The organism is Myxococcota bacterium (assembly GCA_035498015.1).
Classification (GTDB): Bacteria; Myxococcota_A; UBA9160; order SZUA-336; family SZUA-336; genus VGRW01.
The window spans coordinates 39,135-62,963 of record DATKAO010000134.1 but is presented as its reverse complement, the minus strand read 5'-3'; the positions used below and the strand labels follow the sequence as shown (position 1 = coordinate 62,963).

The following is a 23,829-nucleotide window of genomic DNA, read 5'->3' as shown; positions in this document are numbered from 1 at the left end:
CAATTTCGTGTCACCCGAGGCGATCAAAGGCAAAGCCTTCCTGATCCACTGGTCCTGGGTCGTGGCCTCGAACGACCACGCCGAACGCAGCTTCATCGGAGACCTGATCTTCACCCTCTGGAGAGTCGTCACCTTCCAGGTGGAAGAGATCCGCTGGCACCGGATCTTCCATCGCGTCTCGGGGCCCGCGGACTGAGATCCAGAGCATCTCTGCGCCTGGCGCTCCGGGCTAAAACCCGTCGGTCGCTGTGCTCGAAGACTCGCAACGCTCCCTCTGGGTTTTGCCCCGGCCGCGCCGGCGAACGAGACCTCGGTGTCTCACAAACAAATACGAGGTCGCGTCGAAGAGCTCGCCCCTTCGACCATCCAGTCCGCGTTCGCAACGCCATCGGGCGCGGACTGCAGGGTTGCACTGGCTGGAGCGTCGACGCGTTCTCTCTTCTAGTGTGGCGGCGGGCTGATCTCTTTCGCGCGCGCGGCCGGCGCGGAAGCCCGGAGGAGCGTCTGCAGGGTACTCCCGAAGCAGCGACGGAGGGCTTCTGCGCGGAGCGCAGCGCGCCTCGATGCTCGAGTCCGAGTCCGAGCATTGACGGCACCCCGGACCCCCGATAAGCTGCGCGCCGACTCTTTTAACTCCATCCAGAGAGGTGGAGAAAGGGCGCGCGATGGCTTCACCCGATTTGCATCTCGAGGCGAACGGCGGACGGGTCGTTCTCGATGCCGGGGGCATTCAGCGCGCCACCACACGGATCGCCCACGAGATCCTGGAGCGGAACCCCGGTGCCGAGGATCTCTGCCTGGTCGCGATCGTGCGCGGCGGGGAGCCGGTAGCGGCGCTGATCGGCGAGCAGCTCGGCGCGCTGGCGGGGCGGCCGGTGCCGGCGGGGGCGCTCGACATCACGCTCTACCGTGACGACGTCGTGGCGCGCGGCGTGCGCCCGATGCCGCGGCCGACGCGCATGCCGTTCTCCGTCGACAAGAAGCGGGTGGTGCTGGTCGACGACGTAATGTTCACCGGCCGCACCGTGCGCGCGGCCATGGACGCGGTGCTCGACTTCGGCCGGCCGGCGGCGATCCAGGTCGCCGTGCTCGTCGACCGCGGGCACCGCGAGCTGCCGATCAAGGTGGACTTCGTGGGCAAGAACATTCCGACCTCGCGCGCGGAGCGGGTGGTGCTGCGCGCGCGCGCGGACGGCGAGCTCGAGGTCGCAGTCGTATGAGACATCTGCTCGGCATCGAAGAGATGAGCCGCGCCGAGATCGAGCAGGTGCTCGACACGTCGGAGGCCATGCTCGAAATCTCGCAGCGCGAGATCAAGCGCGTGCCTACGCTGCGCGGCCGCACCGTGATCAACGTGTTCCTCGAGGCGTCGACGCGCACGCGCGTGTCGTTCGAGATCGCGGCCAAGCGGCTTTCGGCCGACGCGATCAACGTGTCGCGCTCGGGCTCGAGTCTCTCGAAGGCCGAGACGCTGGCCGACATGGCGCGCAACCTGGCCGCCATGAGCGCCGACGTGCTGGTGGTGCGCGACTCGGTGGCGGGCGTGCCGCACATGCTGGCCGAGCGCGTGCGCGTGCCGGTGGTGAACGCTGGCGACGGCTGCCACGAGCACCCGACCCAGGCGCTGCTCGACGCCTTCACGCTGCGGCAGTCACTGGGCTCGCTCGAGAACCGCGTGATCGCGATCGTGGGCGACATCTCGCACAGCCGCGTCGCGCGCTCCGACATCCACTGCTTCACCAAGCTGGGCGCCGAGGTGCGCGTCGCCGGGCCGCCGACCATGATGCCCGCGGGCATCGAGGCGCTGGGCGTGAAGCCGTGCTTCTCGCTCGAACAGGCGCTGGCGGGCGCGGACGTGATCGTCATGCTGCGCATCCAGCAGGAGCGGCTCGACGGCGCGCTGTTCCCCTCGATTCGCGAGTACTCCCGCACCTTCGGACTCACGCAGCGCACGCTCGCCCTGGCCAAGCCGGAGGCGATCGTGCTGCATCCCGGCCCGATCAACCGCGGCGTCGAGATCGCGAGCGACGTGGCCGATGCCGAGCCGTCGCGCATCCTCGACCAGGTCACGAACGGGGTCGCGGTGCGCATGGCCGTGCTCTACCTGCTGACGGGAGGTGAGGGGTGACCCGGCTCCGCATCCAGGGCGCGCGCATCCTCGATCCTGCCACGGGTCGCGACGAGCTGGGCAGCGTCGACCTGGCCGACGGCCGCATCGAGTCGGTCGGCAGTCCTTCGTCGGGCGTGCCCGATGAAGTGATCGAGGCGGCGGGCCTGTGGCTCGCGCCCGGCTTCGTGGACCTGCACGCGCACCTGCGCGAGCCAGGCCAGGAGTACAAGGAGGACATCGAGACCGGCACCCGCGCGGCGGCCGCCGGCGGCTACACCACGGTGTGTTGCATGGCGAACACCGATCCGGTGAACGACACGCCCGCGGTGACCGAGTACATCCAGCGCCGCGCGCGCGAGTCTGGGGCGGTGCGCGTGCGCGTGATCGCCGCGGCCACCCAGGGGCTGCGCGGCGAGATCATGTCCGAGATGGCCGGCCTCGCGGCCGCGGGCGCGGTCGCGTTCTCGGACGACGGCGCGGTGATCATGAACGCGGCGGTCATGCGGCGCGTGCTCGAGTACGCGCGCGGCATCGGCCGTCCGGTGATCGCGCACTGCGAGGACCTGCACCTGCGCGGCTCGGGCGTCGTGCACGAGGGAGCGCACGCGACCTGCTGCGGCCTGCCCGGGTCGCCCGCCGAGGCCGAGACGGCCATGGTCGCGCGCGACCTCGAGCTCGCGCGGCTCACCGGCGCGCACCTGCACGTGGCGCACGTGTCCGCGGCGCGCTCGGTCGAGCTGATCCGCGAAGCGAAGGCGGCCGGGGTGCGAGTCACCGCCGAAGTGACTCCCCACCACCTGGCGCTCACCGACGAGACGGTGCGCGGCTTCGACACCAACTACAAGATGGCGCCGCCGCTGCGCAGCGCGCGCGACCGCGAGGCGCTGCGCGAGGGTCTGGCCGACGGCACGCTGGACTGCGTCGCGACCGACCACGCGCCGCACGCGCTCTACGAGAAGGACGTCGAGTTCACCGCTGCGCCGTTCGGCGTGGTGGGCTTCGAGACCGCGCTCTCGGTGGCGCTCGAGCTGGTGCGCGAGGAGCGCATGACCGCGCTCGAGCTGGTCGACCGGCTCTCGACCCGGCCCGCGCGCGTGCTCGGCATCCCGGGCGGCACGCTCGAGCCGGGCGGACCCGCGGACCTGGTGCTGCTCGACCCCGAGCGCGCCTGGAAGGTCGAGCCCACGCAGCTCGCGTCGCGCTCCAAGAACTCGGCCTTCCTGGGCCGCGAGCTGCGGGGCCGCGCCCTGCGCACCTGGGTCGGCGGCCGGCTCGCGTTCGCCGCCGGCGAGGAGTCACTCGGGTGAAGGCGCGCTCCGCCTATCTGGTGCTGGGCGACGGCACGCTCTACCCGGGCCAGGCCTTCGGCGCCGACCCTTCCGCAGGGAAGGGCAGCGGAGAGGGCGAGGTCGTCTTCCACACCGGCATGACCGGCTACCAGGAGATCCTCACCGATCCTTCCTACGCCGGTCAGATCGTGTGCATGACCTATCCCGAGATCGGGAACACGGGCTGCAACCCCGAAGACGAGGAGTCGCGCGGGCTGTTCCTGCGCGGCTTCGTGGTGCGCAGCTACAACGAGCGGCCCTCCAGCTGGCGCTCGCGCGAGACACTCGATGCCTACCTGAAGCGCCACGCGGTGCCCGGCATCAGCGGCATCGACACGCGCGCGCTGGTGCGCCACCTGCGCACCGTGGGCGCGATGAACGGCGTGATCGCCCACGGCGAGCACGAGCCCGCAGAGCTGCGCGCGCGCGCGGCCGCGATCCCGTCCATGGCGGGGCTCAACCTGGTCGATGGAGTCACCGAGGGCCGGCGCTACGACTGGAGCGAAGGCAACGACTGGCGCGGCCGGCCGCGGCCGGTGTCGAAGCGCCGGCACCGGATCGTCGCCTACGACTACGGCGTGAAGCGCAACATCCTGCGCGAGCTGGTCGATGCGGGCTTCGACGTGACCGTGGTGCCCGCCGACACGTCGGCGGCCGAGACACTCGCCCTGAAGCCGGAGGGCGTGTTCCTGGGCAACGGTCCGGGCGACCCGGCGGCAGTCGGCTACGCGATTCCGATCGTGCGCGAGCTCGTGGCCGCGAAGACCCCGATCTTCGGCATCTGTCTCGGACACCAGATCCTCGGCCTGGCGCTGGGCGGACGGACCCGGAAGCTGCGCTTCGGCCACCACGGCGCGAACCAGCCCGCGCGCGACGAGCAGTCCGGGCGCGTGATGATCGCGTCGGAGAACCACGGCTTCGCCGTCGACGCCGACGCGCTGCGCGCCGCGGGCGACGTGGAGATCACGCACGTGAACCTGAACGACGGCACGGTCGAAGGCCTGCGCCACCGCACGCTGCCGGTGTTCTCGGTGCAGTATCACCCCGAGGCGTCGCCCGGCCCGCACGACCTGGCGTATCTGTTCGACCGCTTCCGCGAGCTGATCGAGGACCAGCATGCCTAAGGACCCGACGCTGCGGCGCGTGCTCTTGATCGGCGCGGGCCCGATCGTGATCGGACAGGCCTGTGAGTTCGACTACTCGGGCACGCAGGCCTGCAAGGCGCTGCGCGAAGAGGGCATCGAGGTCGTGCTGGTGAACTCGAACCCGGCCACGATCATGACCGACCCCGAGTTCGCCACGCGCACCTATGTGGAGCCGATCACGCCCGATACGGTCGCGCGCATCCTCGAGATCGAGAAGCCCGACGCCGTGCTGCCGACGCTCGGCGGACAGACGGCGCTGAACTGCGCGATCGCGCTCGCCGAGTCCGGCGTGCTCGAGAGACTCGGCATCCGGCTGATCGGCGCCCAGCTCGACTCGATCCTGATGGCCGAGGATCGGCTGCGCTTCCGCACCGCCATGCGCGAGATCGGCCTCGACGTGCCCAAGTCGGTCTACGTGACCGACTTCGAGCAGCGCAAGGAGGTGCTGGCCGAGATCGGGCTGCCCGCGATCATCCGGCCCAGCTTCACGCTCGGTGGCTCAGGCGGCTCGATCGCAGAGACGGCGGACGATTTCGCGACAAAGCTCAAGTGGGGCTTGCACCTCTCGCCGCGCGGCGAGGTGCTGGTGGAGCAGTCGGTCCTGGGCTGGAAGGAGTACGAGCTCGAGGTCATGCGCGACCGCGCGGACAACGTGGTCATCATCTGCTCGATCGAGAACTTCGACCCGATGGGTGTGCACACCGGTGACTCGATCACGGTCGCGCCCGCGCAGACGCTCACCGACAAGGAATACCAGCGGATGCGCGACGCGGCGATCGCGATCATCCGCAAGATCGGGGTCGAGACCGGCGGCTCGAACATCCAGTTCGCGGTGCACCCGCAGACCGGCGCCATGACCGTGATCGAGATGAATCCGCGCGTGTCGCGCTCGTCGGCGCTGGCCTCCAAGGCCACCGGCTTCCCGATCGCGAAGATCGCCGCCAAGCTCGCCATCGGCTACACGCTCGACGAGATCACGAACGACATCACGCGCGTTACGCCGGCCAGCTTCGAGCCGACGATCGACTACGTGGTCACCAAGATCCCGCGCTTCACCTTCGAGAAGTTCCCCGAGGCCGACCCGCGGCTGGGCGTGCAGATGAAGTCGGTGGGCGAGGCCATGTCGATCGGCCGCACCTTCCGCGAGTCACTGCAGAAGGGCATCCGTTCGCTCGAGATCGAGCGCTTCGGCTTCGAGGAGCTGGCCGTCGACGACGCCACGCTCGAGCGCAAGCTCCGGGTGCCGGGCCCCGACCGGCTGTGGGCGATCGGCGAGGCGCTGCGCCGCGGACGCACGATCGAGTGGCTCTACGAGTGCACCTCGATCGACCCGTGGTTCCTGTGGCACGTGTCGGAGATCATCCGGCAGGAGGCCGAGTACCGGGACCCGGCCACGCGCGACCTCGCCGCAGCCAAGCGCGCGGGCTTCTCGGACCGCCGCCTGGCCAAGCTGTCGGGAGTCAGTGAAGACGAAGTGCGCCGCGAGAGACTCGCGCGCGGCATCGTGCCCGTCTACAAGCGCGTCGACACGTGCGGCGCCGAGTTCGAGGCGCACACGCCGTATCTCTACTCGACCTACGAGGCCGAGTGCGAGGCCGACCCGAGCGACCGGCCGAAGGTCCTGATCCTGGGCGGCGGGCCGAACCGGATCGGCCAGGGCATCGAGTTCGACTACTGCTGCGTCCACGGCGTGCTGGGTCTCGAAAAGGACGGCTTCGAGACCATCATGGTGAACTGCAACCCCGAGACGGTGTCGACCGACTACGACACGAGTGACCGGCTGTACTTCGAGCCGCTCACGCTCGAGGACGTGCTCGCGATCGTGCAGCGCGAGCAGCCGCGCGGGGTGATCGTGCAGTTCGGCGGACAGACACCGTTGCGCCTGGCGGTGCCGCTCGAGAAGGCGGGCGTGCCGATCATCGGCACGAGCCCCGACGCGATCGATCGCGCCGAAGACCGCGAGCGCTTCGCGGAGCTCCTGACCAAGCTCGGCCTGCGCCAGCCCGAGAACGGCACGGCGCGCAGCAGCGCCGACGCGGTGCGGCTCGCGCAGCGCATCGGCTACCCGGTGCTGGTGCGGCCCTCGTACGTGCTCGGCGGCCGTGCCATGCGCATCGTGCACGACGCGACCGAGCTCGAGACCTACATGCGCGAGGCCGTGAACGTCTCGCCCGAGCATCCGGTGCTGGTCGACCGCTTCCTGGCCAACGCGATCGAGGTCGACGTCGACGCGCTGTGCGACGGCAAGCAGGCGGTGATCGCCGGCATCATGGAGCACATCGAGGAGGCGGGCATCCACTCGGGTGACTCGGCCTGCTCGCTGCCGCCGTACAGCCTCCCGCGCTATCTGGTCGAGGAGATCGAGCGCGCCACGCGTGCGCTGGCGCTCGAGCTCGGCGTGGTGGGGCTGATGAACGTGCAGTTCGCGATCGCCGACGAGATGCTCTATGTGCTCGAGGTGAACCCGCGCGCCTCGCGCACCGTGCCGTTCGTGTCCAAGGCGATCGGCGTGCCGATCGCGCAGCTCGCGGCGCGGGTCATGGCAGGCAAGTCACTGGCCGAGCTCGGCTTCACCGCCGAGATCGTGCCCGCGCACGTGTCGGTGAAGGAATCGGTCTTCCCGTTCGTGAAGTTCCCGGGCGTCGACACGCTGCTCGGTCCCGAGATGAAGAGCACGGGCGAGGTCATGGGCATCGACCGCGAGTTCGGGCGCGCCTACGCCAAGGCGCAGCGCGGCGCGGGCATGGATCTGCCCACCTCGGGCACCGTGCTCGCGTCCCTGCGCGACGAGGACAAGCCCTCGGGCGCCGCGGCGCTGCGCGTGCTTCAGGAGGAGGGCTTCTCGCTCGTGGCCACGCGCGGCACGGCCGAGTTCATGCGCGAGCGCGGGCTCCAGATCGACGCGATCAACAAGGTGCGCGAGGGCTCGCCGCACGTCGACGACCTGATCCGCGGCGGCAAGGTGTCACTCGTGATCGCCACCACGCGGCTGGGCGACGCCGCCGCCGTGAAGGACTCGGCCTCGATGCGCCGCTCTGCGCTCGAGGCCGGGATTCCGTACTTCACCACCGTCGCCGGCGCGCGCGCCGCGGCCGGCGCGATCCGCGCGCTGCGCGCCGGAGCCGTCCAGCCGATCGCGCTTCAGGACCTGCACAGGGGCTGATGTCCCGCTGGCGCGACGCGGTCGCGGCCATTCGCGGACCCCTCGAGTTCGCGCGGCGCGCGCCCGACGCCGCGGCGCGCGTACGCGATCTCGCGGGCACGTTGCGCGCGGCGCTCGAGCGCGCAGCCGAGCTCTGGGTCCCGCCCGAAGTCTCCAAGCGCCTGCGCGACGCCGGGGCGGCGCTCGAGTCGGGCGCGACGCCGGAGACGCTCGAGGAGATCGCGAAGCTGCTCGCGGGCCTGCTCGCGCCGGGCTTCCCCGACCGCTGGCTCTCCGAGAATGTGAGTCGCGTGCCGGGCGTGGGTCCGAAGACCGCGCAGGCGCTCGCGCGCAAAGAGATCGCCAGCGTCGAAGACCTGCTCTTCTTCCTGCCGCGCGCCTACGAGGATCGGCGCGAGATCACGCCGATCGAGAGACTCGAGGTCGGCCGCGCGGCGGCCTTCGCCGGCACGGTGACTCGCAGCGCCGTCGTGCCGCTGCGCAACGGGCGGCGGTTCTTCCAGGCGGTGGTCTCCGACGGCACGGGGGCCGTGCAGCTCAAGTGGTTCCGGGGCCTCGCGACCTTCGAGCACCGGCTGGCGCCCGGCACGCGCGTGCTCGTGGCGGGCGAGGTGCGCCGCTACCGCTTCGCCAAGGAGCTGCACCACCCCGACGTCGAGGTGCTGGCCGAGGCCACCGAGCCCGGCGAGCTGCCGCGCATCGTGCCGAGCTACTCGGCGGTCGAAGGCCTGCCGCCGCGCACCGCGCGCCGCATCGTCGAGACGGCGCTGCGCTCGGCCGCCGACCTGGTCGACGGCTGGCTGCCCGAGGCCACGGTCGCGGAGCTCGGCCTGCCCGAGATCGGCGCCGCGCTGCGCGAGGTGCACCTGCCCGGCGTTGGGCTCGACCCCGCCAGCCTGCGCGAGCGCAGCACGCCGTATCACCTGCGGCTGGTCGCGGAGGAGCTGTTCCTCCTGCAGCTCGGGCTCGAGCTTCGCCGGCGCGACCTGCGCCGGCGGACGACCGAGCCGCTCGTGCTCTCCGACGAGGCGGAGTCACGAGCGCGCGCCGCGCTGCCGTTCTCACTGACTCGCGACCAGCTGCGTGTCTGGGGCGAGATCCGGGCCGACCTGGCCGCCCGCGCGCCGATGAACCGATTGCTCGTGGGCGACGTGGGCACGGGCAAGACCGTGCTCGCCGTGCTGGCGGCGGCGGCGGCGCGCGCCTCGCGCCGTTCGGCCGTGCTGGCCGCGCCCACCGAGCTGCTCGCGGAGCAGCACTTCGAGACCCTGCAGCGCCTGGCGTCGCCGCTGGGCGTGCGCGGCGCACTGCTCACGGGCGCGACGCCGCCACGCGAGCGCGCCGAGCTCGCGCGCTGGCTCGAGCGCGGCGAAGTGAGCCTGGTCGTGGGCACGCACGCGCTGTTCTCCGAGTCGGTCGAGCTGCCGCGGCTCGGGCTGGTGGTGATCGACGAGCAGCACCGATTCGGCGTGGCGCAGCGGCGCGCGCTGGCGCGCAAGGGCGAGAACCCGCACCTGCTCGCGATGTCGGCCACTCCCATCCCGCGCTCGCTCGCGCTCACGGTGTTCGGCGACCTCGATCACTCGGTGCTGCGCGAACGGCCGCCCGGCCGCGCGCCGGTCGCCACGCGCATCGTCGCGCCCACCGCCGGCCGCGCGGTGATGAGCGAGGTGAACGAGACCCTGCGCCGCGGCGAGCAGATCTTCGTGGTCTACCCGCTGGTCGAGGAGTCCGAGAAGGCCGACCTGAAGGACGCCACGCGCGGCTTCGAGCGGCTGCGCAAGGCGCTGCCGGGAGTCACTGCCGCGCTCGTGCACGGCCGCATGGAGCGGGCCGACCGCGCGCGGGCCATGTCCGACTTCGCCGCCGGCCGCGTGCGCGTGCTCGTGGCGACGACCGTGATCGAAGTGGGCGTCGACGTGCCGGCGGCGACACTCTTGATCGTGCAGCACGCCGAGCGCTTCGGCCTCGCGCAGCTCCATCAGCTGCGCGGCAGGGTGGGGCGGGGCGGCCGTCCGGGGCGCGCGCTCTTGATCGCCGACCCGACCACGCCGGAGAGCGTCGAGCGACTGGCGATCCTGGAGCGCAGTGACTCGGGCTTCGACATCGCCGAGGCCGACCTGCGCATTCGCGGCGCTGGCGAGTGGCTCGGCACGCGCCAGGCGGGTCACCTGCCCGAGCTGCGCCTCGCCGACCTGGTGCGACACGGCGAGTATCTGGACCCGGTGCGCCGCGCCGCCGAGCAGCTTCTCCGCCGCGACCGCGACCTCTCCACCCAGCCTGGCCTCGTCGAAGCCGTCACCCGCCGCTGGGGCAACCGCCTCGTGCTGGCCACGTCGTGAGCGACGAAGTCGACTGCCTCCGCCATTGGCGAAGAGAGGAGTGGGCGCCCTGAGTGCATTCAACGTAGTCTCGGTCGATGCCCCGTGCCCCAACTGCGATCGAAAGGTCCGTCTGCGCGTTCAATTCAAGTTCGGAGACACCTGGCAGCACGAATATGAAGTTGGGGACGCTCTTCGCTGGGGAGGGAATGACGTCGGTGAAGCGGGCCACGGAAGGGTAGTGGTCGATGGCGCCGGGGAGTCTTGCCCGTTGTGCGGCTCGCAGAGTGACTTTGAAATCCACTTGTCGGATGACGGAATCGAGCGCGTCGTGGTCGCCTCGGGCAAGTATTTCTTCGCCGGGGACCGAAACTTCTTCGTCCTAGACGACTGAGTCCAACGGAACCGGTCGCCGGGCGCGTCGGCACCCTGAGGTTCGGGGCCGCACGCGAGTGCCTGCAGCCCACCGACTGAGCCTGCTGGCAGGGGTTGTCCGCCTCCCATATCCTGGCTCCCCCATGTCCGAATCCGCTGTACGAGCGCGGACCTCCGGCGTTTTCCAGCGCCTGCCGCCGCACTGCAAGAGCCCCGCCCGGCCCACGCCGGCGGTGTGGGACATGAAGCGCATGCTGCGCCGGCGCGGACTCCACTCGGTGTGCGAGGAGGCGCGCTGCCCGAACCTGGCCGAGTGTTTCGGGCGGGGCACGGTGACGTTCATGTTGCTGGGCGACGTGTGCACGCGCGCGTGCCGCTTCTGTCACGTGGCGACGGGCCTGGGCCGGCCGGTCGACCCGCGCGAGCCGGAGCAGGTCGCCGCCGCGGCCGCCGAGCTGGGCTTGCGCCACGTGGTGCTCACCAGCGTGAATCGCGACGACCTGCCCGACCAGGGCTCGAGTCAGTTCGCGGCCACGATCGCGGCGTTGCGCACGGCCGCGCCCGGCGCCTCGGTCGAGGTGCTGACTCCCGATTTCCGGGGCGACGCCGAGTGCATCGACCGGGTCGCCGACGCGCGGCCCGAGGTCTACAACCACAACGTCGAGACCGTCCCGCGGCTCTACCGCGAGGTGCGCATCGGCGCGCGCTACGACCGCTCGCTCGCGCTCCTGGCGCGCGTGAAGGCACGCCACGCCGACATCCTGACCAAGTCCGGCATCATGTTGGGCATGGGCGAGACCCGCGACGAGCTGCTGAGCGAGTTTCGCGACCTGCGCGCGGCCGGCGTCGACTGTCTCACGCTGGGCCAGTATCTGCGGCCGACGCTCGCGCACCGGGCCGTGGACCGCTACCTCGAGCCCGCCGAATTCGCCGAGCTCGCCGACGCCGGCCGGGCGGCCGGCTTCCGCCACGTGGAGTCCGGTCCGCTCGTGCGCAGCTCGTTCCACGCCGATACCGCCCTGAACTTATGGTCGCCTGGGCACCCTACCCAGGCTCCGTGGTCGCCTGGGCACCCTACCCAGGCTCCGTTCCCCCGCAGAGGCAGCGCGCCATGATGAAGTTCGAGAAGCTCGAGAGACTTCCGCCGTACGTGCTCGCAATCGTGAACGATCTCAAGGCGCGCGCGCGGCGCGCCGGCGAGGACGTGATCGACCTCGGCTTCGGCAATCCCAACCACCCGACTCCGCCGCACGTGGTCGAGAAGCTGGTCGAAGCCGCACGCGATCCGCGCAACCACCACTACTCGTCCTCGCGCGGGCTGCCGAACCTGCGCCGCGCCATGGCGCGCTGGTACGAGCGCCGCTACGCGCTGCGGCTCGACCCCGAGACCCAGGTCATGTCGACGATCGGCGCGAAGGAGGGCCTGTCGCACTTCGTGATCGCGGCGATCCAGCGCGGTGACACCGTGCTGTGTCCTGACCCGTGCTACCCGATCCACAGCTTCTCCGTGCTGATCGCGGGTGGCGACATCCGGCGCGTGCCGCTCCTGCCGCTCGACGGTCTGCTCGAGCGGCTGGAAGAGGCCACGCAGGCCAGCTGGCCGCGGCCGAAGATGTTGATCGCCTCCTTCCCGCACAACCCGACCACGGCGACCGTCGACCTGGCCTATCTCACGCGCCTGGTCGAGTTCTGCCGGCGCAACGACCTGGTGCTGGTGCACGACCTCGCCTACGCGGAGATCTGCTACGACGGCTACGTGCCGCCCAGCGTGCTGCAGGTGCCCGGCGCCATGGACTGCGCGATCGAGTTCACCTCGCTCTCGAAGTCACACGCCATGGCGGGCTGGCGCGTGGGCTTCGCGGCCGGCAACGCCGAGCTCGTGCGCATGCTGGGGCGCGTGAAGAGCTATCTCGACTACGGGACGTTCCAGCCGATCCAGATCGCCACCATCATCGCGCTCGACGGTCCGCAGGACTTCGTGGCCGAGATCGTCGAGGACTACCGGCAGCGGCGCAACGCGCTGTGCGAGGGCCTGGAGCAGGCCAGCTGGAAGATCGAGAAGCCGCTCGGGACCATGTTCGTGTGGGCGCCGATCCCGGAGCGATTCAAGGAGCTCGGGTCACTCGAGTTCTCGAAGCTCCTGCTCGAGAAGTCACAGGTCGCGGTCGCCCCCGGCGTCGGCTTCGGGCCGGCGGGCGAGGGCTTCGTGCGCTTCGCGCTGGTCGAGAACACGCACCGCATCCGCCAGGCGGTGCGCAGCATGCGCAAGCTGCTCCGCGATGGCTGAGCGCGCCATGCGCATCGGCCTGGTCGGCTTGGGCACGATCGGCACGGGCGTCGTGCGGGCGCTGGCGAGTCACGGCGACCTGATCGCCGAGCGCCTGGGCTTCCGGCTCGAGCTGGCGCGCATCGCCGACATCGACCTGGAGCGCGACCGCGGCGTGCCGCTGGCGGGGGTGCGACTCACCAAAGACTGGCGCGAGATCGTGAACGACCCCGACATCGACCTCGTGGTCGAGCTGATCGGCGGTACGCGCGTGGCGCGCGAGGTCGTGCTCGCGGCGCTCGACGCCGGCAAGTCGGTGGTCACCGCCAACAAGGCGCTGCTCGCGACGCACGGCGCCGAGGTCTACGCGCTCGCCGCCTCGAAGCGCACCGAGATCGCCTTCGAGGCCAGCGTGGGCGGCACCATCCCGGTGCTGCGTGCGCTGCGCGAGGGTCTGTGCGCCGACCGCGTGAAGGCGCTGCACGGCATCGTGAACGGCACCTGCAACTTCATCCTGACGCAGATGGAGGCCCACGGCGAGCCGTACGAGGTGTGTCTCAAGCGCGCGCAGGAGCTCGGCTACGCCGAGCCCGACCCGAGCTTCGACGTGGACGGCGTCGACTCGGCGCACAAGCTCGCGATCCTGGCCGGGCTGGCGTTCGGCGCGCGCGTCGCCCCCGACGCCTTCCCGATCGACGGCATCCGCCGGATCGTGCCGGCCGACATCGAGTACGCGCGGCGCATCGGCCTGCGCATCAAGCTCCTGGCCGTGGCCAAGCGCTCGGGGGCGTGCATCGAGGCGCGCGTGCAGCCCACGATGATCCCGCGCGAGAGCGTGCTGGCGGGCGTCGACGGGTCGATGAACGCGATCGAGGTGCGCGGCGAGCTGTCCGGCCCGACGCTCTACTACGGCGCGGGCGCGGGCGCCTTGCCCACAGCGAGCGCCGTGCTGTCCGACCTGATGGAGCTGGCGCGCGCGCGCCGCCTGGGCGTGGCGGGCCGGGTGCCGCCGCTCGGCACCGGCGAGCCCGGCGACGCAGTTCTGTGTCGGCCGGGCGACGAGCGCGGCGAGTTCTACGTGCGCTTCACGGCGCTCGACAAGCCCGGCGTGCTGTCGCGCATCACCGGCGCGCTCGGCGCGCGCGGCATCAGCATCGCGAGCGTGCTCCAGGAGGAACGCCACGAGTCGCGCGGCGTGCCGATCGTGCTCACGGTCCACGAGGCGCGCCAGGCCGATCTCGACGCCGCGCTCGCCGACGTGGCGCGGCTGCCCGAGGTCGTGGCGCCGGCGCAGAAGATCCGCATCGAGCGGGAGCTGTGAGTCATGAAGCCCAGCCCTAAGTACGACGCCTGGTTCGAGTGCGCCCGCGGCTGCGAGGGCCGCTGGGAGCTGACCGAGGTCATCTACCGCTGTCCGCACTGCGAGGGACTGCTCACGGTGCAGCACGACATGGAGCGGCTGAAGCGCACGCCGCCGCAGAAGTGGATGAAGATCTTCGAGTCACGCGCGCACTCGACCGAGTGGCCGTACGGCTCGGGCGTGTGGGGCAAGCGCGAGCTGGTCTGTCCCGTGGTGGCCGAGGACAACGTGGTGTCCATGTTCGAGGGCCACACCAACTTGTTCTGGGCCAAGCGCCTGGGCCAGATGTGGGGCATCGAGGACCTGTGGGTGAAGCAGTGCGGCAACTCGCACACCGGGAGCTTCAAGGACCTCGGCATGACCGTGCTCGTGTCGGTGGTGAACGAGATCCGCAAGCGCGCGCCGGACAAGATCCGCGCCGTGGCCTGCGCCTCGACGGGAGACACTTCCGCGGCGCTCGCGGCCTACGCCGCCTACGCGGGCATCCCGGCCGTGGTGCTCCTGCCGCGCGACAAGGTCTCGCTCGCGCAGCTCCTGCAGCCGGTCGCGAACGGCGCGATCACGCTGTCACTCGAGACCGACTTCGACGGCTGCATGGCGATCGTGCAGAAGATCGCCGAGCGCGACGGGATCTATCTCGCCAACTCGATGAACAGCCTGCGCATCGAGGGCCAGAAGACGGTCGGCATGGAGATCGTGCAGCAATTCGACTGGGAGGTGCCGGACTGGATCGTGATTCCCGGCGGCAACCTCGGCAACGTATCGGCGCTGGGCAAAGGTCTGCTCGAGTGGCTCGAGCTGGGCATCATCGACCGGCTGCCGCGCATCTGCTGCGCGCAGGCGGCCAACGCCAACCCGCTGTTCAAGAGCTATCTCACCGGCTACGAGAAGTACGAGCCGGTGATGGCGCTGCCCACGCTGGCGTCGGCGATCCAGATCGGGAACCCGGTCTCGATCGACCGCGCGATCGCGACCTTGAAGCGGTTCGACGGCATCGTCGAGCAGGCCACCGAGGACGAGCTCGCCGAGGCCTCGGCCGCCGGCGACCGCACCGGCCTGTTCAACTGCCCGCACACCGGCGTGGCGCTCGCCGCGCTGCACAAGCTGATCCGGCGCGGCGAGGTGAAGCGCGACCAGCGCGTGGTCGTGATCTCGACCGCGCACGGGCTCAAGTTCACCGACTTCAAGCGCAGCTACCACGCGGGTCAGCTGGAAGGGATCGAGTCGCGGCACGCGAACCCGCCGATCCCCCTGGCCGCGCGCTACGAGGACGTGCGCAGCGAGATCTTCCGGCAGATCGAGCTGCGTTTCGGGACTTAGGAAGAGGGAGAGACATGGCGATGGACCGAAACCTCGCGCTCGAGCTCGTGCGCGCCACGGAAGCGGCGGCGCTGGCGTGCGCTCATCTCATGGGGCGCGGCGACGAGACGGCCGCCGACCAGGCGGCGGTCGACGCGATGCGCACCGCGCTCAACAAGATCGAGATGGACGGCACGATCGTGATCGGCGAGGGCGAGCGCGACGAGGCGCCCATGTTGTTCATCGGCGAGAAGGTCGGCACCGGCAGCGGCCCCAAGATCGAGATCGCGCTCGACCCGCTCGAGGGCACCACGATCTGCGCGACCGGCGGCCAGAACTCGCTGTCGGTGATCGCCGCGGCGGAGGAGGGCGGCTTCCTGCACGCGCCCGACACCTACATGGAGAAGATCGCGGTCGGGCCCTCGGCGCGCGGCGCGATCGACATCGACAAGAGCCCGACTCACAACCTGAAGAGCATCTCGAAGGCCATGGGCGTGCCGGTGCAGGACCTGACCGTGGTCATCCTGGACCGGCCGCGGCACGAGAAGCTGATCGAGGAGGTGCGCAAGGCGGGCGCGCGCATCCGGCTGATCAAGGACGGCGACGTCTCGGCCGCGATCGCGACCTGCAGCCGCGAGCACCAGGTCGACGTGCTGATGGGCACGGGCGGCGCGCCCGAGGGAGTGATCGCGGCGGCCGCGCTGCGCTGCCAGGGGGGCGACTTGCAGGGCCGCCTGCGCCCGCGCAACCCGGGCGAGGCCGACCGCGCCCGCGCCATGGGCATCAAGGACGTGAACGCCAAGCTCACGCTCGAGCAGCTCGCCCGCGGCGACGTGCTGTTCGCCGGCACGGGAGTCACCGAGGGTGACTTCCTGAAGGGCGTGCGCTTCCGGGCGGAGGGCGCGCTGACCCACTCGGTGGTCATGCGCAGTCACTCGATGACCACGCGCTGGATCGAGGCCGAGCACAACTTCCGCTTCAAGCCGCGCTAGCGTGTTCACCGGCATCGTCGAGCGGGTCGCGCGCATCACGCGGCTGGAGACCGTCGCGGGCCGGGTCGAGCTCGAGGTCGAGGCCGGCGCCGACGTCGCGTGCGAGGTGAAGCTCGGCGACAGCATCGCGCTCTCGGGCACGTGCCTCACGGTGGTGGCCGTGCGCGGCGAGCGGCTCGCGTTCCAGATCGTACCCGAGTCTCTGCGCATGACCTCTCTGGGCGCGCGCAAGGCGGGCGAGGCGCTGAACCTCGAGCGCGCGATGCGCGCCGACGCCCGGCTCGACGGCCACATCGTGCAGGGCCACGTCGACGGCGTGGGCACGGTGCGCGAGGTCCGGCCCGACGGCGACGACCGACTGATTCGCGTGGACTGCGCGGCCGAGCTGGCCGAGCAAGTCGTGCCCAAGGGCTCGGTCGCGGTCGAAGGAGTCTCGCTCACTGCCGTCGAGCCCGACGAACGCGGCTTCTGGGTGGCGCTGATCCCCCACACGCGCGCGGTCACGACGCTGGGCTCTCTCGCACCGGGCCAAGCGGTCAACCTGGAGCTCGACGTGCTGGGCAAGTACGTGTTCCGATACCTGTCCCGGCTGCGGAAACCGTGATTGTTGACCCCCCGGGGGCGGGGTGAGACACTCATTCCGCCAATTCTTCAATTCTCCGCGTCCTTCCGGTCGGTATCTCGTTCGCTCCCAACTCCCTCCTGCAGGAGTCTCCATGAAGGAACTGGTCGAGATGATCGTGAAGGCGCTGGTCGACCAGCCCGAGCTCGTCGAGATCACCGAGATCAAGGGAAACCACGCCCACGTCATCGAGCTGAACGTCGCCAAAGAGGACCTCGGCAAGGTGATCGGCAAGGGCGGCGCGCACGCCTCCGCAATCCGCACGATCCTGGCAGCGGCCAGCGGCAAGGAGAACAAGCGGTACATCCTCGAGATCATCGAGCACTGAGTGACGCAGAACGCGCCACGGTGAGCGAGCGCGCGCTGCGCAGCGTCGATGCGCTGCGCGGCGATGAGGCGCTCGCGACTCCGGTCGTGCCCGACGAGGAGCGCGCGCAGCGCTCTCTCTGGGTCCAGCGCAGCGATTGGCTCGAGGCCCTGGCTCGGCGCGAGAACGCCTACACCGCCGGGGAACGCCTGTGGCGCGCGAGCGAGCAGTGGATCGCCGCGCTGGCCGAGCTCGCCCAGGACCCGAGCGTGATCCTCGCCGAGCTGCCGCTGTGGGCGCGCTTCCTCGATCGCCACTCGAGCGTGACCGTGCTCCCGGCCGGCGAGGACACGCAGATCTTCTGGGCCAACGTCCCGGGCTTCCCGCCGGACGCAGGCGAATGCGAGTTCCGGCTGGGCGCGCTGCGCGCGCTGCTCGCGCACTGCTCGGGCGACGAGCCGGTCGCGGTCGCGCACATGGAGTGCGCCGCGCGCGGCGGCGATCACTGCCGCTACGAGGTGCTCGACTGGATCCCCGTGCGCGACAAGCGCCACGAGCGGGCGCTGCACGAAGTGAGTCATCTGGCCGCAGACCTCGAGGGGCGCGAGGCGCTGCAGCGCCGGCTGTCGGAGCTGGCGCTGCGCTCGGGCCCGCTGCCCGACGTGCGCACGCTGGGGGCGGTGCGGCGCTTCCTCGAGGAGGTCGAGGACATCATCCTGGTGTTCGACCGTAACCTGGACGTGCTCGACGCGAACCGAGCCGCGCTGCGCTTCGCGGGCATGTCACTCGCGGAGCTCCAGGGCTACTCGATGCAGGACTTCCTGTCGCGCGAGTCCTGGGACACGGTGCGCGAGCTGCTGCCGCGGCTGCTCGACGCCGGTGCCATGCGCGGCGTGCAGCTCGACGTGCACACGCGCCGCGGCGAGGCCACGCTCGAGCTGTCGGCGCGCGTGGCCGCGAGCGGCGAGGCGATCGTGTGCATCGCGCGCGACATCACCGGGCGGCTGGCGCTCGAGCGCGAGCTGGCCAGCCGCAACGAGCAGCTGCGCGCCCAGAACGAGCGCATCGCCGACGCCGACCGCATGAAGTCCGAGTTCCTCGCCAACGTGAGTCACGAGCTGACCACGCCGCTCACCAGCATCAAGGGCTTCGCCAAGCTCTTGCGCGGCGACGTCGCGGCCGAGCTCGCGGGCGGCGCGCGCCTCGCCGCCGAGCAGCGCGTCGAGTTCCTCGCGCTGGTCGAGCGCGAGGCCGCGCGCATGACCGAGCTGATCCGCGGCTTGCTCGACCTGTCCAACCTCGAGGCGGGCGGAGTCACGTTGCAGCGCAAGCGCGTGGCACTGGGCGCGGTGGTCGAAGAGTGTCTGCAGATCCTGAAGCCGCGCCTCGACGATGCCGGCCTCGAGCTCGAGTGCGCGCTCGACCCCGACCTGCCGCACGCCTGGCTCGACCCCGACCGCATCAAGCAGGTCGTTTTGAACCTGCTCGAGAACTCCGCGAAGTTCAGCAGGCGCGGCGCGCGCATCGGGGTCACGACCGGCGTGGCCGAAGGCGCGGTCGAGCTGCGCGTGTCCAACCCTGCGCGCGAGCTCGAGCCGCGCGACCTGGAGCGCATCTTCGCGCGCTTCGTGCAGCGCGACGGCTCCTACTCCCGGAAGTACGGCGGGGTAGGGCTGGGCCTGAACGTGGTGCGCGCGCTGGTCGAGCTGCACGGCGGCCGCGTCTGGGCCGAGCTTCGCGAGCCCGGACGCGTGGAGTTCGTCGTCCGCCTGCCGGCCAGCGAGTAGGCAACTCCCGCGCAAGACGCCCTGGCAACCCCGCACTCATCCCTGGCGGAGTTCGGCCGATAAGGCCGCTCGAGGGGATGGAAGGGAGTCCATGGCAGGTTCCATGCAAAACAGCGGAGAGTTCACCCCGGAAGAGCATCACCGGCGCGGTCTGGCGCTGCTCGAGGCGGGGCATGGTCACGAGGGGTTCGAGCATCTCTCGCGTGCCTATCTGATCGATCCCCAGAACGCGCGCTTCCGCTCGTCGTACGCGCTCGCGCTGGCCCTCGTGCGGGGTCAATTCCTCGGCGCGGTCGAGCTCGCGCGTGCTGCCGTGCGGCAGGAGTTCTACAACCCGGATCTGTATCTCAACCTGGCGCGGATCTATCTCGCGTTCGACTTCAAGGCCGACGCGATCCGCTTTCTGCGCCGCGGGCTGATGGTCGATCCCGAGAACGCGGCCGTTCAGCGACGGCTCGCCGACCTCGGCATCCGTCGCCGGCCTCCGATCCGGTTCCTGCCGCGCAATCATGCGGTCAACCGCTTCCTCGGCCGCATGCAGGCGCGCGTCTTGGGACGTGCGGCCTGGGTCGCCGCGCGCGTTCAGGGCGCTTGACACAGCACTGCACACGGATAACTTCGGCCGCCACTCGAGCGTGGAGGCCGTAGTTTCCGTGGGCAGTGTGATCAAGAAGCGCCGCAAGAAGATGCGCAAGCACAAGTACAAGAAGCTGCGCGCGCGCAACCGGCACAAGCGGAACAAGCGCTAAGACACTTCACGCAGCACTGGGCGTGACACGCACCGATGTCGCACATCGGTGCGTTTTTTTTGCAGTTTCCGTTGACACCTTTGCACTGCAATGCTTACTGTGTGTGCAACCGATGTCGGGAAGCATCCGTTTTCGGGTTCCGTTCTCGGATACTTCGAGCTTCGGTGGTGAGTGTCAGTCATCAATTTGGGGGTGAGAGACATGGCAGCTCGGAAGAAGGCCGCGAGCAAGAAAAAGGCGACGCGGCGCAAGAAGGGTGGCCGCAAGAAGGGCACCCGCCGACGCAAGGCCACGCGACGCCGCAAGATGTGAGTCGTCGCTAGCCTGATTTTCCAGATGGGGAGCCCCCGTCGCTTCGGAGCGACGGGGGCTTCTTCTTTTGCTAGCCTGCCGCCCGATCTCGAGGAGGCACTCGCATGGCCCGCATCACGATCGAAGACTGCACCGAGCGCGTCGGCAACCGCTTCGCCCTGGTGCTGATGGTGTCCGTCCGGACGAAGCAGCTGATGCGCGGTGCCAAGGGCCTGGTGAAGGCCGGCGAGAACAAGTCGGTGGTGAACGCCCTGCGCGAAGTCGCCGCCGGATACGTGCTGTCCGACATCGAGGACATTGAGCACTAAGAGCATCTCTGCGCGCCGCGCTCCGGGCTAAAACCCTCGGTCGCTGCTTCGCGAGTACGCTCCAGACGCTCCCTCCGGGTTTTGCCCGGCCGCGCGCGCGGATCAGATCCTTCGCTTGCGCAAAATTAGGAAACGCGTCGGCGTTGGTTGCCCCGTCGACACTGCGGTCCGCGCCCGATGGCGCAGCGAACGCGGCCCGGTGGGTCGCACTGGCGAGAGCGCCGGCGCGACTTTGTACTTTGTTGGGAGAGGCGATCTCTGTTTCGCCTGCGCGTCCGGAGCAATACCCAGAGGGAGCGTCTGGAGCGTACTCGCGAAGCAGCGACCGGCGGGTATTGCTCGGAGCGCAAGGCGCCGAGAAGATCCGGCTCTTACGAGATGGTCACCGGCACCGTGAAGCTGAAGCGCGAGCCGGAGCCGATCTCACTCTGCACCGACAGCGCTCCGCCGAGCTTCTCGATCAGGGCTCGGGCGAGGGTCAGGCCCAGGCCGGCGCCGCGGTGGCGGCTGTCGACGGAGGAGTCGACGCGGAAGAACTCGTCGAAGATCTGCTCCTGGTCGTCCGGCGCGATGCCGATGCCCGTGTCGGTCACGCTGCAGAAGAGCTGACCTTCTTCGACCGAGAGCTCGAGCTCGATGCGGCCGCGGCGCGTGAACTTGGCCGCGTTGTCGAGCAGGTGGAAGAGGATCTGGTTCAGCTTCGCGAGGTCCGTGCGGATCTTCGGCAGGCTCGAGGGCAGGCGCTTCTCCAGCACCACCTCGGGCTGCAGCGTGTCACGCACGTTGAAGATGCCTTCCTCGATCACCTCGGCCAGGTTCACGTCCTGGACCTCGACCGCGACCTCGCCCTGCTTCACGCGCCACAGGTCGAGGATGTTCTGCAGCATGCGCATCAGCGCGTTGCCGTCGTCGAGCACGCCGCGCAGGGCGTCGCGCCCGGTCGAGGACAGCTTCTCGTGCTCGTTGGCGAGCACGGAGATCACGCGCTCGATGATGCTGTTCAGGGGCGCGCGCAGCTCGTACGACATGGTCTCGATCAAGTCGGCCTTCAGCCGCTCGACCAGAGTGAGTCGCTCCTCGCGCTTGATCAGCTCGATGTCCTGCGCGAGTAACTGCTCGGACAGGCGCAGGACCTCGTCGGAGGGCTCGGCCGGCGCGCGGCTGCCCGAGACCACGTGGTGGTCGAGCACGAGCGCGATCTGGCGCAGGATCGACTCGATCCCGGAGTTCTGCACGCGCGGCCAGGGGCCGGGGCAGCCCAGCAGCGCGACGCCGCGCGGCTGGCCGTTGTGGCGGATCGGGAAGCCGAACACGCCGCCGGCGCCGCGCGCCCAGACGCGCGGGCTGCCTTCGGGCGGGTCGATGCGCACGGGGCGCTCCGAGGCCTCGGCCTCGCGAATGAACTCCTCGAGCTCTGCGCCGGCGATCTGCGCGTCCTTGGCGCAGGTGAAGCCGGCCCAGCCGTCGGGCTCCGCGGCGGATCGGCCCGACTGGTACACGAGCGCGAAGCCCTGCAGCGCGGCCGCCAGGTGGCGGGCACCGGCTGCGAGTGCGGACCCGAGCGTGTCGGGCGACGTATAGAGCGCCAGGATCTCCATGGCGGCCTAGAACCGGCCTTCGTCGCCGGCATCCGAGCCGGACGGGCCTTCCTGCGTGTACGAGCTGTCGCCTTCGAGCGCGAGCTTGGTCGCGAAGTCTCTCGGGTTGCTGGCCGCGTCGCGCGCGGTCTCGAGCTTGATCTTGTTGGCCTGGTAGAGCTCGAGCAGATGCTGATCGAAGGTCTGCATCTGCATGTCCGAGTGACCCTTCTCGATGTGGTCGCGGATCTCGACCGCGCGATTCATGTCGCGGATGCACTCGCGGATGGAACGCGTGGTGCGCAGCACCTCGACCGCCGGCACGCGGCCCGTGCCCTTCTTGTTGGGCAAGAGCCGCAGCGAAACGATCGATTGCAGGTTGTCGGCGAGTCTCTCGCGCACCTGCTGGTGCTCTTCGACCGGGAAGAACGACACGATGCGCCGCAGCGTGGTCACGACGTCGTTGGTGTGGATCGACGAGAACACCGCGTGACCGGTCTCCGCGGCCTTCAGGCCCGTGTCGACGGTCTCGGCGTCGCGCATCTCGCCGACCATGATCACGTCGGGGTCCTGGCGCAGCGCGGCGCGCAGCGCGGCAGGGAAGCTCGGCGTGTCGGTCGAGATCTCGCGCTGCGTGATGATCGAGCGCTCGTGCGTGAAGATGAACTCGACCGGGTCCTCGATCGTGACGATCTTGCACTTGTTCGCGCGGTTGATCTCCTGGAGCATGGTCGCGAGCGTCGTCGACTTGCCCATGCCGGTGGCGCCGGTCACGAGCACCAGGCCGCGCTGCACCGACGAGATCGTCTTCAGCACCGAGGGCAGGTTCAGCTCCTCGAAGCTCTTGATCGAGAGCGGAATCACGCGCAGCACGATGTTGTACGCGCGCCGCTCGCGGGAGATGTTGACGCGGAAGCGACCCTCGCCCGGGATCTCGTAGGCCATGTCGACCTCGGATGCGCCGTCGAGTGTCTTCTCCTTCTCGTTCTCCATCAGAAGGCGAGCGATGGCCTCGGTGTCCGCCATCGCGAGCACCTTGTACTTCAGCTCGACCAGCTCGCCGTTGAAGCGATAGAGCGGGAGGTATCCGACCTGGAAGTGGATGTCCGACGCGCCCTTCTCGAAGCCGAGTCGGAGCAGTCGGTGGAGTCGCTCGCGATCCATGGGTGAGTTCCGCGTCTCCTGCGAGTTCTCCTTACTTCGGCGCCGCGCGGGCGGCGCTTGATGGAGGAGGGACCCGCCCGTCCCTATAATCGACCCCGAATGCGCCTCCTCCTGCCTGCGCTGCTTGCCGCCGTTCTCGCCCTGGGTGCCCAGACGAGCGCGTTTGCGGCCGACAGCGACATTCCGGACGAGAATGCCGCCTCGCCGGCCCCGCCCCCGGGCGACCAGCCGCCCGACGCCGCGCCGCCGAAGTCACTCACGCTCGACCGGCTGCTTCACCCACCGGCAGTCGGCATGCAGCCGACCGGCAAGACCTACGGCGGGCGCGACATGCGCGGCTGGAAGGAGGAGTTCCGCAAGGCCCGCCAGGAGGTCTCCGACCTCGAAGGCAAGGTGGAGGCCGGCCAGGAGCACCTGCGCAGCGCCTCGGCCGGGGAGTGGAACTACTCGCCGGCCGGCGGCGAGATCACCGATCCCGAAGTGCTCAAACTGCGCGCGCAGCTCAAGCGAGATCGGCAGTCTCTCGAGGCTTCGCGCCAGCGGCTGCGCGACCTGGACGTGGAGGCCTCGCTGGCCGGCGTGCCCGAAGACTGGCGAAAGCCCGCGGAGCCCGCTCGAAGACCCCAGTGACGGCGATCACACGG

At 70.1% G+C, this 23,829-nt stretch carries 21 protein-coding genes; 19 read left to right on the top strand and 2 right to left on the bottom strand.

The genetic code is table 11. From position 1 onward, the window contains the following. From VMR86_12260 to rpoZ, 18 genes are all read left to right on the top strand, one after another. On the top strand, window positions 1-196 hold a 196-nt coding region (locus VMR86_12260), incomplete at its 5' end, for a hypothetical protein (GenBank protein HTO07816.1). 469 nt (window positions 197-665) lie between these two features. Then, on the top strand, window positions 666-1,220 hold the full coding sequence (gene pyrR, locus VMR86_12255) for a bifunctional pyr operon transcriptional regulator/uracil phosphoribosyltransferase PyrR (protein HTO07815.1): 555 nt from the start codon (window positions 666-668) through the stop codon (window positions 1,218-1,220). Beyond that, on the top strand, window positions 1,217-2,128 hold the full coding sequence (locus tag VMR86_12250) for an aspartate carbamoyltransferase catalytic subunit (GenBank protein ID HTO07814.1): 912 nt from the start codon (window positions 1,217-1,219) through the stop codon (window positions 2,126-2,128). Before pyrR ends, VMR86_12250 begins: the two co-directional genes overlap by 4 nt. Next, window positions 2,125-3,417, top strand: coding sequence for a dihydroorotase (locus VMR86_12245; GenBank protein ID HTO07813.1), 1,293 nt, complete (start codon window positions 2,125-2,127; stop codon window positions 3,415-3,417). Before VMR86_12250 ends, VMR86_12245 begins: the two co-directional genes overlap by 4 nt. Further along, the gene (gene carA, locus VMR86_12240; protein HTO07812.1) at window positions 3,414-4,562 is read left to right on the top strand and encodes a glutamine-hydrolyzing carbamoyl-phosphate synthase small subunit; all 1,149 of its coding nucleotides are present in this window, start codon (window positions 3,414-3,416) and stop codon (window positions 4,560-4,562) included. Before VMR86_12245 ends, carA begins: the two co-directional genes overlap by 4 nt. After that, window positions 4,555-7,746 carry a carbamoyl-phosphate synthase large subunit gene (gene carB / locus VMR86_12235; protein HTO07811.1) on the top strand — a complete coding sequence of 1,064 codons (3,192 nt, stop codon included), beginning with the start codon at window positions 4,555-4,557 and terminating at the stop codon, window positions 7,744-7,746. The genes carA and carB overlap by 8 nt, the downstream gene beginning before the upstream one ends. After that, window positions 7,746-10,088, top strand: a complete 2,343-nt coding sequence (gene recG, locus VMR86_12230) for an ATP-dependent DNA helicase RecG (GenBank protein HTO07810.1) — start codon at window positions 7,746-7,748, stop codon at window positions 10,086-10,088. Before carB ends, recG begins: the two co-directional genes overlap by 1 nt. 497 nt (window positions 10,089-10,585) lie before the next feature. After that, window positions 10,586-11,557: a lipoyl synthase gene (gene lipA / locus VMR86_12225; GenBank protein ID HTO07809.1), complete on the top strand. Its 972-nt coding sequence runs from the start codon at window positions 10,586-10,588 to the stop codon at window positions 11,555-11,557. Then, the gene (locus VMR86_12220) at window positions 11,554-12,729 is read left to right on the top strand and encodes an aminotransferase class I/II-fold pyridoxal phosphate-dependent enzyme (GenBank protein HTO07808.1); all 1,176 of its coding nucleotides are present in this window, start codon (window positions 11,554-11,556) and stop codon (window positions 12,727-12,729) included. Before lipA ends, VMR86_12220 begins: the two co-directional genes overlap by 4 nt. Then, window positions 12,722-14,029, top strand: a complete 1,308-nt coding sequence (locus VMR86_12215) for a homoserine dehydrogenase (GenBank protein ID HTO07807.1) — start codon at window positions 12,722-12,724, stop codon at window positions 14,027-14,029. Before VMR86_12220 ends, VMR86_12215 begins: the two co-directional genes overlap by 8 nt. 3 nt (window positions 14,030-14,032) lie before the next feature. After that, entirely contained in the window at window positions 14,033-15,388 is a 1,356-nt protein-coding gene (thrC, locus tag VMR86_12210; GenBank protein HTO07806.1) for a threonine synthase, read from the top strand. A gap of 20 nt (window positions 15,389-15,408) precedes the next feature. Continuing rightward, complete coding sequence (glpX, locus tag VMR86_12205; GenBank protein ID HTO07805.1) at window positions 15,409-16,359, top strand: class II fructose-bisphosphatase; 951 nt, start codon at window positions 15,409-15,411, stop codon at window positions 16,357-16,359. 1 nt (window position 16,360) lies between these two features. Then, on the top strand, window positions 16,361-16,963 hold the full coding sequence (locus tag VMR86_12200; protein HTO07804.1) for a riboflavin synthase: 603 nt from the start codon (window positions 16,361-16,363) through the stop codon (window positions 16,961-16,963). A 112-nt stretch (window positions 16,964-17,075) separates the two neighbouring features. Next, window positions 17,076-17,309, top strand: coding sequence for a KH domain-containing protein (locus VMR86_12195; GenBank protein ID HTO07803.1), 234 nt, complete (start codon window positions 17,076-17,078; stop codon window positions 17,307-17,309). Between the two features lie 20 nt (window positions 17,310-17,329). Further along, window positions 17,330-19,075: an ATP-binding protein gene (locus tag VMR86_12190; GenBank protein ID HTO07802.1), complete on the top strand. Its 1,746-nt coding sequence runs from the start codon at window positions 17,330-17,332 to the stop codon at window positions 19,073-19,075. Window positions 19,076-19,166: 91 nt separating this feature from the next. Next, a complete protein-coding gene (locus tag VMR86_12185) occupies window positions 19,167-19,670 on the top strand; it encodes a tetratricopeptide repeat protein (protein ID HTO07801.1) in 504 nt (167 codons plus the stop codon). A gap of 58 nt (window positions 19,671-19,728) precedes the next feature. Further along, window positions 19,729-19,824: an AURKAIP1/COX24 domain-containing protein gene (locus tag VMR86_12180; GenBank protein ID HTO07800.1), complete on the top strand. Its 96-nt coding sequence runs from the start codon at window positions 19,729-19,731 to the stop codon at window positions 19,822-19,824. 416 nt (window positions 19,825-20,240) lie between these two features. Further along, window positions 20,241-20,444, top strand: coding sequence for a DNA-directed RNA polymerase subunit omega (gene rpoZ, locus VMR86_12175; protein HTO07799.1), 204 nt, complete (start codon window positions 20,241-20,243; stop codon window positions 20,442-20,444). Window positions 20,445-20,815: 371 nt separating this feature from the next. Here rpoZ and VMR86_12170 read toward each other — a convergent pair whose 3' ends face one another. Beyond that, window positions 20,816-22,042: a HAMP domain-containing sensor histidine kinase gene (locus tag VMR86_12170; GenBank protein HTO07798.1), complete on the bottom strand. Its 1,227-nt coding sequence runs from the start codon at window positions 22,040-22,042 to the stop codon at window positions 20,816-20,818. A 6-nt stretch (window positions 22,043-22,048) separates the two neighbouring features. Continuing rightward, on the bottom strand, window positions 22,049-23,185 hold the full coding sequence (locus VMR86_12165) for a PilT/PilU family type 4a pilus ATPase (protein ID HTO07797.1): 1,137 nt from the start codon (window positions 23,183-23,185) through the stop codon (window positions 22,049-22,051). A gap of 99 nt (window positions 23,186-23,284) precedes the next feature. Between VMR86_12165 and VMR86_12160 the strand changes: the two genes are divergently transcribed. Beyond that, complete coding sequence (locus tag VMR86_12160) at window positions 23,285-23,815, top strand: hypothetical protein (protein HTO07796.1); 531 nt, start codon at window positions 23,285-23,287, stop codon at window positions 23,813-23,815. Window positions 23,816-23,829: the final 14 nt, after the last annotated feature.